General features: G+C 69.6%; 11 protein-coding genes. 2 read left to right on the forward strand and 9 right to left on the reverse strand.

Annotation, left to right across the window (positions count from 1 at the left end; translation table 11 throughout):
- Positions 1-123: 123 nt before the first annotated feature.
- Positions 124-525: a MerR family DNA-binding transcriptional regulator gene (locus tag TSO221_RS24165; protein ID WP_247878220.1), complete on the reverse strand. Its 402-nt coding sequence runs from the start codon at positions 523-525 to the stop codon at positions 124-126.
- 65 nt (positions 526-590) lie between these two features.
- Positions 591-797 carry a DUF6494 family protein gene (locus tag TSO221_RS24170; RefSeq protein ID WP_109121076.1) on the reverse strand — a complete coding sequence of 69 codons (207 nt, stop codon included), beginning with the start codon at positions 795-797 and terminating at the stop codon, positions 591-593.
- Between the two features lie 172 nt (positions 798-969).
- Between TSO221_RS24170 and TSO221_RS24175 the strand changes: the two genes are divergently transcribed.
- Complete coding sequence (locus TSO221_RS24175) at positions 970-2694, forward strand: solute carrier family 23 protein (RefSeq protein WP_109121077.1); 1725 nt, start codon at positions 970-972, stop codon at positions 2692-2694.
- A gap of 7 nt (positions 2695-2701) precedes the next feature.
- Here TSO221_RS24175 and TSO221_RS24180 read toward each other — a convergent pair whose 3' ends face one another.
- A complete protein-coding gene (locus TSO221_RS24180) occupies positions 2702-3322 on the reverse strand; it encodes a DJ-1/PfpI family protein (protein ID WP_109121078.1) in 621 nt (206 codons plus the stop codon).
- A 68-nt stretch (positions 3323-3390) separates the two neighbouring features.
- A complete protein-coding gene (locus TSO221_RS24185; RefSeq protein WP_109121079.1) occupies positions 3391-5463 on the reverse strand; it encodes an NAD(+) synthase in 2073 nt (690 codons plus the stop codon).
- 201 nt (positions 5464-5664) lie between these two features.
- Between TSO221_RS24185 and TSO221_RS24190 the strand changes: the two genes are divergently transcribed.
- Positions 5665-7020: a hypothetical protein gene (locus TSO221_RS24190; protein ID WP_109121080.1), complete on the forward strand. Its 1356-nt coding sequence runs from the start codon at positions 5665-5667 to the stop codon at positions 7018-7020.
- Between the two features lie 130 nt (positions 7021-7150).
- Here TSO221_RS24190 and TSO221_RS24195 read toward each other — a convergent pair whose 3' ends face one another.
- The 5 genes from TSO221_RS24195 to TSO221_RS24215 form a co-directional block, all read right to left on the reverse strand.
- Positions 7151-7879, reverse strand: coding sequence for an ABC transporter ATP-binding protein (locus tag TSO221_RS24195; protein WP_109121081.1), 729 nt, complete (start codon positions 7877-7879; stop codon positions 7151-7153).
- Complete coding sequence (locus TSO221_RS24200) at positions 7872-8624, reverse strand: ABC transporter ATP-binding protein (protein WP_109121082.1); 753 nt, start codon at positions 8622-8624, stop codon at positions 7872-7874. The genes TSO221_RS24195 and TSO221_RS24200 overlap by 8 nt, the downstream gene beginning before the upstream one ends.
- Positions 8625-8627: 3 nt before the next feature.
- On the reverse strand, positions 8628-9686 hold the full coding sequence (locus TSO221_RS24205) for a branched-chain amino acid ABC transporter permease (RefSeq protein ID WP_199229604.1): 1059 nt from the start codon (positions 9684-9686) through the stop codon (positions 8628-8630).
- A complete protein-coding gene (locus TSO221_RS24210) occupies positions 9686-10540 on the reverse strand; it encodes a branched-chain amino acid ABC transporter permease (RefSeq protein ID WP_109121083.1) in 855 nt (284 codons plus the stop codon). The genes TSO221_RS24205 and TSO221_RS24210 overlap by 1 nt, the downstream gene beginning before the upstream one ends.
- Before the next feature lie 219 nt (positions 10541-10759).
- Entirely contained in the window at positions 10760-11932 is a 1173-nt protein-coding gene (locus tag TSO221_RS24215) for an ABC transporter substrate-binding protein (protein ID WP_109121084.1), read from the reverse strand.
- Positions 11933-11953: the final 21 nt, after the last annotated feature.

Raw genomic sequence — 11953 nt, forward strand, 5'->3', positions numbered from 1 at the left:
CCTTCATGTTCCTGTGGAACATGCTCGGCGCCATCGTCATGATCCCCGCCCTCATCTCCCTCCTCATGCCCGGATTGCGGCGCGGCAGCCGGCGCGCGGCGCCGGCTGCCTCGGCGGCGTGACTCAGTCGGACGCGCCGCGCTCGCAGGCCTGGAGGCGGCCTTCGGCGTCCTCCTCCATGGCGCGCAGCTCGGTCAGCGCCTCGTCCACCTCGACGCGCATCTGCTCCAGCGCGTCGATGCGGCGGCGGATCTTCGCCAGGCCGTCGCGGTACTGCTCGGCGTTGGGCTCCGCGGGGCGGTAGTGCGCCAAGTATTCCCGGATTTCCTCCAACGAGAATCCCAGTCGGCGGAACTTCAGGATAAGCAGAAGGCGCGCCCTATCCCGGTAATCGAAGACGCGCGCCGTACCCGCGCGCTGCGGGGTGAGCAACCCCTTTTCCTCGTAGAAGCGCAGCGCCTGCGGCGTCAAGGAGAACTCCTTGGCCAATTCGGAAACGCTGTACAGCTTGTTCTTGTCGGACAAAACACACCTCCGGCCCGCACGCACAATGGCGCGCATCGGCCGGACCGTCAAGGCGGCGCGCGCCGTCACTCCAGCGCGATCTCGCCCTTCACCTCGTGCGACAGGTCGAGGCCGTCGATGGTCAGCACCACGCGGGCCTGCAGCCTCTCGTTCCCCTTCAGCCGGCCGGCGGCCAGCGCATTGCCAACGGCGTGCTCGATCTCGCGCTGCGAGGTCACGCCGACCACTTTGAGGAACTTGCGCACGTTCATGTTGAAGGTGTCGTCGTTCATCGGGATCCCCACCGTTGCCAGGATGAAAACCCCGGTCGCCCGCCCGGGGTTCCGCGGCAGCCGCCATCCGGCATAGCCTGGAACGGTTGGTTTTGCGAACACGAACGATCTGCGACAGTGCGACCGGGCGCTGCTCCGCGCGCCCGTCCGTCCGCAACGTCGATCCCTGGACATGGTGAAACGGCCCACCGAACTGATTTACGGAGTCGGCGACGTTCCGCCGGTTCCGGTGATCCTCCTGCTGTCGCTCCAGCATCTGGCGCTGATCGCCATCTACCTGGTGATCGCGGTGACCGTCGCCCGCATGGCCGGGCTGGACGCCGAGGCAGGCGGCCGGCTGGTCAGCCTGACCATGATCGCCGGCGGAGTCGGCGCGGTCCTCCAGGTGCTCGGTCGGCGCGGCATCGGCTCCGGCTTTCTGGTGCCGACGACGACCACCACCATTCTGTTGCCGCCGGCCGGCCTCGCCATCGCTCAGGGGGGCCTGCCGCTGCTGTTCGGCATGAGCACGGTGACGGCGCTGACCGTTATCGCGCTGTCGCAGACGATCCGCCGCCTGCGCCCACTGTTCCCGGCGGAGATCGCCGGCTTCGTCGTCTTCATCGTCGGCATCTCGGTGATGGTGCTGGCGGAGCGCAGCTTCCTTGGCGTGCAGGTCGCGGCGGCGCTGCGCGGGCCGCACCTCGCCGTCGCGGTCCTGACGCTGGCGACCATCGTCGGCCTCAACGTGTGGGGTGGGTCGCGGCTACGGCTGTTCTGCCCTCTGATCGGCATCGGGATCGGCTACGCCGTGTCGCTGCCGCTGGAGCAGTTTCCACACACCGCGCTTGCCAGCCTGGAGGCGGCGCCGCTGTTCGCGCTGCCGCGTCTGGGCTCCTTCGGCATCGCCTTCGACGCCGGGCTGCTGATCCCGTTCCTCATCGCCGGGCTCGCCATGTCGCTGAACACGGTGGGCGCGGTGACCGCGGCGCAGAAGGCCAACGACGCGGAGTGGAAACGGCCGGACATCGCCAACATCGGTCGCGGCCTGCTGGCCGACGGGCTGGCCAACCTGATGGCCGGGCTGATCGGCGGTGTCGGCCAGTCGTCCACCTCCGGCGCCGTCGGGCTGTCGGTGGCGACCGGCGCGACCTGCCGGGTCATCGGCTTCGGCATCGCGGCGCTGCTGCTTCTGCTGTCGCTGTCGCCGAAGCTGTCGATGGCGCTGCTGATCATGCCCGACCCGGTCATCGGCGCGGCGCTGCTGTTCAGCGGCTGCTTCCTGGTGGTCAACGGCATGCAGGTGATGGCGTCGCGCCTGCTCGACCCGCGCAAGGTGTTCATGCTGGGCATCTCACTGACCTTCGGGCTGGCCCGGCTGTTCGACCCCGAGTACTTCCGCGACGCGCCTCCCTGGCTGGAGCCCTGGGTCGGCTCGCCGATGACGGTGTCGGTCAGCCTGGCGATCCTGCTGAACGCGCTGTTCCGCATCGGCATCCACAAGCGCAGCCGCTTCACCATCGACGGGGCGGCGCTCGACCACGACCGCCTGGACGCGTTCATGACGGCGCAGGGCCAGTTGTGGGGCGCCGGACCGGAGGTGGTCTACCGCGCCCGCTTCGGCGCACACGAGGTGATCGAGATGCTGGTCGCCCGCGGCATGGTGCAGCCGCAGCCCGACGGCGCCCGCCCGATCGCCATCAACACCCGGTTCGACGAATTCAGCTTCGCGGTGACCGTCGGCTACGAGGGCGAGCACCTCGCGCTGAACGACATCCAGCTGTCCGAGGAGGAGGTCTTCGAGAGCGAGGACGGCGAGCGCCACCTCGCCAAGTTCATGATCCGCCGCGTCGCCGACAGCGTGAAGTCCGAACGGCGCGGGACGCGCAGCGCCATTACGCTGCTGTTCCACGCCTGAGCGGGGTTCAGGCCGCGGACGCGGCGGGGGCGCCGAGGTAGGGTCCGATCGCCGCCATGGCGCGCGCCAGGTACGCGTCCTTTTCCCCGACCGGCGCCACGTAGTGCAGGATCGCTTCCGCCTCGGCGCGGCCGGCGCCGCGGGCGATGGCCCAGCCGGCCAGATAGTGCGACGCCAGGCAGCCGCCGGCGGTGGCGACGTTGCCGACGGCATGGAACGGCTGCTCCAGCACGGTGATGCCGGCCTCGACCGCCCACGGCTTGGTCACCGTGTCGGTGCACGCCGGCACGCCGTCCAGCAGCCCCAACGCCGACAGGATGAGGGCGCCGCTGCACTGCGCGCCGATCAGCTGGCGGCCGGGATCGAGGCGCAGCTGCTCCAGGATCGCGGCGTCGCCGACGACGTCGCGGGTCTTCACGCCGCTGCCGACCAGCACGATGTCCGCCTCGGCGGCGAAGGACAGCGGCTGCTGCCGCTCGACGCGCACGCCGTTCATCGAGGTGACCACCGGGGTGGGGCAGGTGATCGCGGCCGACCAGCCCGGCCGCGTCACCCGGTTGATGAGCGCCGAGGCGATGAAGGAGTCGAGTTCGTTGAAGCCGTCGAAGGTCAGAATCGCTGCGCGCATGCCGGGGCTCCCTTGCCGTCCCGCCGGAGTATGGGGGACGGCCGGCGCTTGGCAAGGGATACCCCGGCCTACTCCTCTGGCACCGCGCTCTCCAACTCCTCCAGCCAGACGCGGGCGTTGCCGTCCGAGGGTGCCCGCCAGTCGCCGCGCGGCGACAGTGAACCGCCGGCCGTCACCTTCGGCCCGTTCGGCATGGCCGAGCGCTTGAACTGGCTGAAGCCGAAGAAGCGCCGGATGAACACGCGCATCCAGCCGCGGATCTCCGCGAGCGTGAAGGCCCGGCGCTTCTCCGCGGGGTAGCCGGCCGGCCAGTCGCCGCGCTCGGCGTCGCCCCAGGCGTGCAGCGCCAGGAAGGCGATCTTCGACGGCCGGAAGCCGTAGCGCAGCGTGTAGAACAGCGTGAAGTCCTGCAGGTCGTACGGGCCGACCACCGATTCCGAACTCTGCATCGCCTTCTCGCTGTCGGCGGGGACCAGCTCGGGCGAGATCTCGGTCTTCAGGATGGCGTCCAGGGTGGCCAGCGCGTCCGTGCTGAACAGGCGGGCGCCGATCACCCAGCGGATCAGGTGCTGGATCAGCGTCTTCGGCACCCCGGCGTTGACGTTGTAGTGCGCCATCTGGTCGCCGACGCCGTAGGTGCACCAGCCCAGCGCCAGCTCCGACAGATCGCCGGTGCCGATCACGATGCCGTCATGGTGGTTGGCGAGGCGGAACAGGTAGTCGGTGCGCAGGCCGGCCTGCACGTTCTCGAAGGTGACGTCGTAGACCGGCTCGCCGCGCGCGAAGGGGTGGCCGAGGTCCTTCAGCATCTGGTTGGCGGCCGGCCGGATGTCGAGTTCGTGGTGCGACACGCCGAGCGAGCGCATCAGCCGCAGCGCGTTCCCCCTGGTCTTGTCGCTGGTGCCGAAGCCGGGCAGCGTGTAGGCCAGGATGTCGGTGCGCGGCCGCTCCAGCAGGTCGAAGGCGCGGGCGGCGACGATCAGGGCGTGCGTGGAATCCAGCCCGCCCGACACGCCGATCACCACCCGCCCGATGCCGGTGGCGCGCAGCCGCTGCACCAGCCCCGCGACCTGGATGTTGTAGGCCTCGTAACAGTCCAGTTCCAGCCGCTCGCGCACCGCCGGCACGAAGGGGAAGCGCGCCACCGTGCGGCGCAGCCCGACGTCGCCGGCCGGCGGATCGACGCGGAACCCGACCCGCCGGAAGCGGCCGGTCGCGGCGCCGTGGACGCGCCGGTTGTCGTCGAAGCTGCCCATGCGCTGCCGTTCCTGGCGCAGCAGGTCGAGGTCGATGTCGGCCACCGCCATCTGGGGCCCCTGCGGGAAGCGGCCGGTCTCGGCCAGCGTCTCGCCGTTCTCGAAGATCGAGGTCTGGCCGTCCCAGGCGAGGTCGGTTGTGGACTCGCCGGCGCCGGCCGAGGAGTAGAGGTAGGCGGCGAGGCAGCGCGCCGACTGCGACTTGCACAGCAGGCGGCGGGTCTCCGCCTTGCCGATGGTGATGTTGCTGGCCGACAGGTTGGCCAGCACCGTCGCCCCGGCCAGCGCGGCCTCGGCGCTCGGCGGCACGGCGACCCAGAGGTCCTCGCAGATCTCGGCGTGGACGGTCAGCCCGTCCAGGTCTTCGGCCGTGAACAGCAGGTCGGGGCCGAACGGCGCCTCGTGCCCGGCGACGGTGACGCTCGCCCCCTCCGTCCCGGCGCCGGAGGCGAAGTGGCGGTGCTCGTAGAACTCGCGGTAGTTGGGCAGGTGCACCTTGGGCACGACGCCCAGCAGCCGGCCGCGGTGCACCGCCACCGCCGTGTTGTAGACGCGCCCGGCGTGGCGCAGCGGCGCCCCCACCAGGATCAGCGGCATCAGGGCCTGCGATTCCTCGACCAGCCGCGCCACGGCGGCCTCCACCGCGTCGAGCAGGCAGTCCTGCAAGAACAGGTCGTCGATGGCGTAGCCGGACAGCGCCAGCTCCGGGTACAGCGCCATCGCCACCGCCTGGTCGTGGCATTGCCGCGCGCTGTCCAGCACCGCCTGCGCGTTGGCCATCGGGTCGGCCAGCGTGCAGGTGACGGTGCACGCGGCGACCCGCGCCATGCCGTGCCGGTAGATCGACCGGAAGCCCCGGCCCCGATCCTTGCCCTTGGCGCTCATCCCCACGTCTCCCGGATGCCGTGCGAGTCCATCACGATAGCAACCGGCGACGCCGGCCGCACGTCTCGCCCGCCAGCGCAGCGCCGGGCGCCATGCGCGATGCTCCTGCCGCTGCTGAATACTCCTTCCTGAATATGACGCGTCCGGGTATCCTGGGTCGCACCGCCGTTCGCTTTTCCGGTCGCGCGTCCGAGAGACTCAATGTCCGAAGGCCTTCTGTTCCCGCGCGCCGCGCCCTCCGCAGCCGCCCCGAAGAAGACCAAGAAACCCAGCCTGCTGGAGAAGAGCCTCGGCTTCCTCATGGAGGACGTGCGGGCGCAGCCGGCCGGGCAGGGCGACCTGCCCATCGACTACGACAAGCTGCGCCACGGCATCCGCGAGCAGATCGTCGCGGCGCTGTTCAGCTACCTCGATTCCAAGCACCAGCTGACCGAGGCCAAGCGGCACGAGGTCGAACTCCTCCTCAAGCTGCCGAGGGAATGGTCGCTGGCGGCGGAGCCGGACACCCGCTACGTTGGCCTGCAGACACTGTTCGACATCCGCCTGCGCGTGCCCGGCGACGCCACGTGCGAGCCGCACCCGAGCTGGCTGGGCCAGAGCGCCGCGTACGGCGTGCCGTCCTGGGTGGTGCGCCTGTCGGTGATCGAGCCGCTGCTCGACACGCTGTCGAACGACGACCGGCAGAAGCTGCTGCGCTACCTGGAACAGTGCATCCTCAAGCGCGAGGAGCCGCAGGCGAAGAGCTTCCCCTTCGCTCAGGACCACCCCTGCGCGGCGGTCTTCACCTTCGCCGACAAGTTCACGCAGCCGGAGAACATCGCCATCGTCAAGCGGGCGCGGGAGATCCCCGGCAAGGCCTCGCTGATCGGCGGGCAGTTGCGCCACCTGAGGACGCCCAAGCAGATCGCCTTCGTCAACGACGCCTCGAAGGAGACGCTGTCGGCGATGATCCACGTCGTCCGCTCCGCCCAGGCGCGGGCGGAGGAGTTCTGCGTCAAGAACCCCAAGGACTCGCTGCCGCGCGACGCCATGTCGTCCGGTGACTGCTTCGAGGACATGTGCGCGGTCGAGCCGTTGCTGATGCAGCTGTTCAGCGAGGACGCCGAGGACGTCAAGGAGCGGGACAACTGGGTCGCCTTCCTCAGCGACATGCTGAACGCCAAGGGCATCGACACTTGGCCGGCGCTCAACAACCACTCCAACCACATCGATCTGCTGCGCAAGCACGCCGACGCGCTGCAGGTCATCATGGACAACCTGGAGCACTTCTCCGACGGCAAGATCAAGCTGTTCCTGGAGTCCTTCAATTCCATCGAGATGATGGAACGCTTCTATGGCCAGCTGAAGCAGGACTTCCCGGACTCGCTGAAGCGGATCCTGCCGCTGCCGAACTTCGACGCGATCCTGCGCAAGGCGGCGGACGCCTTCAAGGACAACCGCAAGGCGGACTACGACACGGTGGTGCAGACGATGCGCACCCGCCTGGAGGCCATGCTGTCAGCGGAGCAGAAGCACGAGGCGAACGCCCGCGGCAACGTGCGCGGCACGCAGTTCTGAGGCTTCCAAAGCCCCTCTCCCTCGACGGGAGAGGGGTTGGGGAGAGGGTGGCGAGCGTGACTTGCGGGCTTTGCCCGCGCCCCCTCTCCCCAACCCCTCCCCCGCAAGGGGGGAGGGGCTTCACTGGGCTTTATCCGTGCGCCCGCGCCGCCGTCTTCTGCCCGACACCCAGGTGTTGCTCCAGCGCCGAGCCGTCTTCGCGCAACGCCGCGCTGGTGCCCTCGTAGACGATGGCGCCGCGGTCGAGGATGATCGCCTTGTCGGTCACCTTCAGGATCTTGCGGGCGTGCTGCTCGACCACGATGGTGGCGATGGCGTCCTCGCGGAAGATGCGGTTCAGCGCCTGCAGCAGCTCCTCGACGATGATCGGCGCCAGCCCCTCGGTCGGCTCGTCCAGCAGCAGCACCCTGGGGTTCAGCACCAGCGCGCGGCCGACCGCCAGCATCTGCTGCTCGCCGCCGGACAGCTGGTTGCCCAGGTTGTTCTTCCGCTCGCGCAGGCGCGGGAACATGGCGTAGACGCGCGTCACGTCCCACGGCCCCGGCCGGGCCACGGCGGTGAGGTTCTCCTCCACCGTCAGCGACTTGAAGATGTTGCGCTCCTGCGGCACCCAGCCGATGCCGGCGTGGGCGCGCTGGTCGGGGCGGAGCGCGGTCACGTCGCGGCCGTCCACGCTGATCGTGCCGCCGAAGCGGCGCGTCGTGCCGACGATGGCGTTGAGCAGCGTCGTCTTGCCCACCCCGTTGCGGCCGAGCAGCGCCAGCGCCTCGCCCGCCTTCAGCGTCAGCGAGACCCCGTTGACCACCACCGCCTCGCCGTAGCCGGCGGTGATGCGGTCGAGAACCAGCGTGTCAGTCATCGTCGCCCTCGCCCAGATAGACCGCCTTGACCTCGGGGTCGGCGGCGATCTCGTCCACCGAGCCCTCCTTGAACAGGGCGCCGTTGACCAGCACCGAGATGCGCTCGGCGAAGCTGAACACCAGGTCCATGTCGTGCTCGATCAGCAGCACCGAGACGTCGCGCGGCAGCGAGGCCACCGCCGCCAGGATCTCGTGCCGGTCGCCCTCCGGCACGCCGGCCGCCGGCTCGTCCAGCAACAGGACGCGCGGCCGGCAGGCGAAGGCCACGGCGATCTCCAAGAGGCGCTGCTTGCCGTAGGCCAGCGTCGAGGTCTTCAGCTCCAGCTCGTCCACGAGGTGGAAGCGCTCGGCGATCTCCACCACCTCGTCGACGATCTCGCGCTTGCTGCCGGTGGGGCGCCACCAGTCGCGCCCGCCGCCCATGCGCTCCGACACCGCCAGCCCGATGGTCTCCAAGGGCGTCAGAGCGGCGAACAGCTGGTTGATCTGGAAGGTGCGGGCCAGCCCCTTGTGCACGCGCTGCTCGCGCTTGGTGCGGGTGATGTCGACGCCGTCCAGGTAGATGCTGCCCGCGGTCGGCGTCAGCACGCCGGTCAGCAGGTTGATGAAGGTGGTCTTGCCGGCGCCGTTCGGGCCGATCAGGGCGTGGCGGGCGCCGCGCTCCAGGCGGAATGAGACGTTGTCGGTGGCGCGCAGCGCGCCGAACTCGCGCTGCAGGTTGCGGGTTTCGAGGGCGACGGCCATGGCTCAGGTCCTCCGTGCCAGCCGGCGCACGGCCGCGGCGACGCCGCCGACCATCCGCTCGCGCCCGACCAGCACCAGCGCGATCAGGAAGATGCCGATCCAGAAGTGCCAGTACTGCGGCGTGAAGCCGGCCAGCATGTCCTGCAGCAGCTTGAACAGCACCGCGCCGACCAGCCCGCCGTACAGATAGCCGGTGCCGCCGATGATCAGGATCAGCATCACGTCGGCGGAGCGGTGGAACTCCAGCACATCGACCGAGACGAACTGCGTGGTCTGCGCCAGCAGCGCCCCGGCGACGCCGGCGTAGGCCGCCGCCAGGGTGTAGACCTGCACCAGCCGCCCGTTGACCGGCACGCCGACCGCGGCGGCGCGCAGCGGGTTGTCGCGGATCGACAGCAGCGACAGCCCGAAGGGCGAATTGGTGATGCGCCGCGCCGCCAGGAACAGAACGAACAGAACGCTCAGGCTGTAGGCGTAGGCGGTGGTGCCGAACAGGTCGAACTCGAACCAGCCGGCCACCGGCCCCATCATGATGCCCTGCAATCCGTCGGCGCCGCCGGTCAGCCAGGCCATCTGGTTGGCCAGCTCGCCCAGGATCAGCGCGATGCCCATGGTCACCATCAGCCGCGTCAGGTCGGTGCCGCGCAGCACGAGGTAGCTGGTGGCCCAGCCCAGCAGGGCGGTCAACGCGGCCGCCGCGGCGAGGCCGGCCAGCGGCTCGGTGATGCCGTGCGTGGCGACCAGCCCGGCGCAGTAGGCGCCGACGCCGAAGAAGGCGGCGTGGCCCAGCGAGATCACCCCGGCGAAGCCGAGGATCAGGTCGAGCGACAGCGCGAACAGGCCGAGGATGGCGATCTCGTTGAGGATCAGGTGCTTGGACGGCAGCAGCAGGACGGAGGCCAGGGTGGCGGCCCAGAACACCGCCTCCAGCGGGCGCCAGCGGCGGCGGCGCTTCAGCGCGGCGACGACGCGCGCGGCGGTGGCGGGGGCCGGGTGGTGCCCGGCGGATGCCGGCTCGGCGGCCAGACCGATGGTCATGGCGGTCTCCTCGGTGGCGGTCATCAGCGCGCTCTCGCAAAAAGGCCCTGCGGGCGTACGAGCAGGAAGACGATCATCAGCGTGTAGATCACGAAGGCGCCGGCGGCGGGCACGTAGTACTTGCCGGCGACGTCGGCGACGCCGAGGACCAGCGAGGCAACGAACGGCCCGGTCAGGGTGGTCGTGCCGCCGACGGTGACGACGATCAGGAAGTAGATCATGAACTTCAGTGGGAACACCGGGTCGAGGCCGAGGATCTCCGCCCCCAGCGCGCCCCCCAGCCCGGCGAGGCCGGAGCCCACCGCGAAGGTGGCGGCGAAGATGACGTTGACGTTGATGCCCAGCCCCTGCGCCACCCGCCGGTCGTCCACCGCGGCGCGCAGCCGGCTGCCGAAGCGGGTCTTCGACAGGATGAGCTGCAGCACGACCACCAGGACCGTGCAGATGGCGATGATGAACGAGCGGTAGAGGCCGATGTTGACGCCCAGGATCTCCACCCGCCCCTGCAGCGCCGCCGGCAGCTTGATGATCTGCTGCTGCGAGCCCATGAGGTAGTCCACGGACGCCACGGCGACGAAGACCAGGCCGATGGAGAACAGCACCTGGTCCAGGTGGCTCTTGCCGTAGAGATGGCGGTACAGCGTGCGCTCCAGCACCAGGCCGAGCGCGGCGGTGAACAGGAAGGCCAGCGGCAGCGTCGCCACGAAGGGCACGTCGAACCGGCTCATCAGCACGATGGTGGCGTAGCCGCCGGCCATGGCGAAGGCGCCGTGGGCGAGGTTCACGAAGTTCATCAGCCCCAGCGTCACCGACAGGCCGCAGGAGAGGATGAACAGAAGCATGCCGTAGGCGATGCCGTCGAACAGCAGGGTCAGCATCGGGGAACTCCAATTCCTTCCAAGCGTCGCGTCCGTTCTTCAGGCCGTCATCCCCGCGCAGGCGGGGATCCAGTGCTCGCGTCCGCGAGCCATATGACTCATGCCGCCGCTGACGCGGCTTAGTCTGGATCCCCGCCTACGCGGGGATGACGGCGAGAGAAGGCGCGGCGTTGGGCCGGCGCCCCTCTCCTGTAAAGGGAGAGGGGCTCTGACCAGCCCTTACTTCTTGGCCGCCTTGACCGGGTCCTTGACGTTCGGGACGGTGTCGAACTCGACGTTGTAGAGTTCGCCGTCCATGCGCTCGACCTTGCGGATGTAGACGTTCTGGATGATGTCGCGGGTCTGCGGATCGATGCTGATCGGGCCGCGCGGGCTGGTCCAGCTCATGCCCTTCATCGCCGCGACCAGCGCGTCGCCGCCGGTGGCGCCGTTGGTCTTCTTCAGCGCCTCGTAGATCAGGTGCATGCCGTCATAGCCGGCGACCGCCATGAAGTTCGGCCGCATGCTGTGCATCTTCTTGAAGCTGTCGACGAACGCCTTGTTCTCCGCCGAGGGGTGCGCGGCCGAGTAGTGGAAGGACGTCACCGCGCCCAGCGCCACGTCGCCCATGTCGTTCAGCAGGTCGTCGTCGGTCATGTCGCCGCTGCCGATCAGCTTGACGCCGGACTTGTCCAGGCCGCGCTCGACGAACTGCTTCATGAAGATCGAGCCGATGCCCGCCGGCACGAAGACGAACAGCGCGTCCGGCTTGGCGTCGGCGACGCGCTGCAGGAACGGCGCGAAGTCCGGGTTGCGCAGCGGCACGCGCAGGCTCTCCACCGTGCCGCCCTGTTTGGTCAGCGTTTCGGTGAACGCCTTCTCGGCGTCGATGCCCGGGCCGTAGTCGGCGACCATGGTCATCGCCTTCTTGACGCCGTTCTTGGCGGCCCAGTCGGCGACCGGCGTGGTCACCTGCGGCAGCGTCATGCTGGTGCGCACCACGTAGGGCGACGCCTCGGTGATGGTGGAGGTGGCGGCGGCCATGACGACCTCCGGCACCTTGCCCTGCGTGGCGATCTGCGTGGCAGCGAGCGCCAGCGGCGTCAGGCCGAAGCCGGCGAGGAAGGAGACCTTGTCGTTGACCACCAGTTCCTGCGCCAGGCGCTTGGTGATGTCGGGGGTGCCGGTGTCGTCCTTGACGATCACCTCCACCTTCTTGCCGGCCACCGTGGCGCCGTTCTGCGCCTGGTAGAGCTTCACGGCGGCCTCGATCTGCCGGCCGGTCGAGGCGAACGGGCCGGTCATCGGCAGGATCAGGCCGATCTTGACGGCGTCCTGGGCGTACACCGGCGGGGCGGCGGCGAGCAGCGCCGCCGCGGCGGCGCCCAGCAGGAAGGTGCGCTTTGCGATCATGGTGGTTTCCTCCTCCTTAAG

The sequence above is a fragment of the Azospirillum sp. TSO22-1 genome, assembly GCF_003116015.1.
In the GTDB taxonomy this organism is placed as follows: Bacteria; Pseudomonadota; Alphaproteobacteria; order Azospirillales; family Azospirillaceae; genus Azospirillum.

What these genes read in the sequence shown, in the direction of transcription:
- TSO221_RS24170 (WP_109121076.1), bottom strand. Translation starts at nt 797, where the DNA reads ATGAACGACGACACCTTCAACATGAACGTGCGCAAGTTCCTCAAAGTG.
- TSO221_RS24175 (WP_109121077.1), top strand. Translation starts at nt 970, where the DNA reads ATGGTGAAACGGCCCACCGAACTGATTTACGGAGTCGGCGACGTTCCG.
- TSO221_RS24180 (WP_109121078.1), bottom strand. Translation starts at nt 3,322, where the DNA reads ATGCGCGCAGCGATTCTGACCTTCGACGGCTTCAACGAACTCGACTCC.
- TSO221_RS24185 (WP_109121079.1), bottom strand. Translation starts at nt 5,463, where the DNA reads ATGAGCGCCAAGGGCAAGGATCGGGGCCGGGGCTTCCGGTCGATCTAC.
- TSO221_RS24190 (WP_109121080.1), top strand. Translation starts at nt 5,665, where the DNA reads ATGTCCGAAGGCCTTCTGTTCCCGCGCGCCGCGCCCTCCGCAGCCGCC.
- TSO221_RS24195 (WP_109121081.1), bottom strand. Translation starts at nt 7,879, where the DNA reads ATGACTGACACGCTGGTTCTCGACCGCATCACCGCCGGCTACGGCGAG.
- TSO221_RS24200 (WP_109121082.1), bottom strand. Translation starts at nt 8,624, where the DNA reads ATGGCCGTCGCCCTCGAAACCCGCAACCTGCAGCGCGAGTTCGGCGCG.
- TSO221_RS24205 (WP_199229604.1), bottom strand. Translation starts at nt 9,686, where the DNA reads ATGACCGCCACCGAGGAGACCGCCATGACCATCGGTCTGGCCGCCGAG.
- TSO221_RS24210 (WP_109121083.1), bottom strand. Translation starts at nt 10,540, where the DNA reads ATGCTGACCCTGCTGTTCGACGGCATCGCCTACGGCATGCTTCTGTTC.
- TSO221_RS24215 (WP_109121084.1), bottom strand. Translation starts at nt 11,932, where the DNA reads ATGATCGCAAAGCGCACCTTCCTGCTGGGCGCCGCCGCGGCGGCGCTG.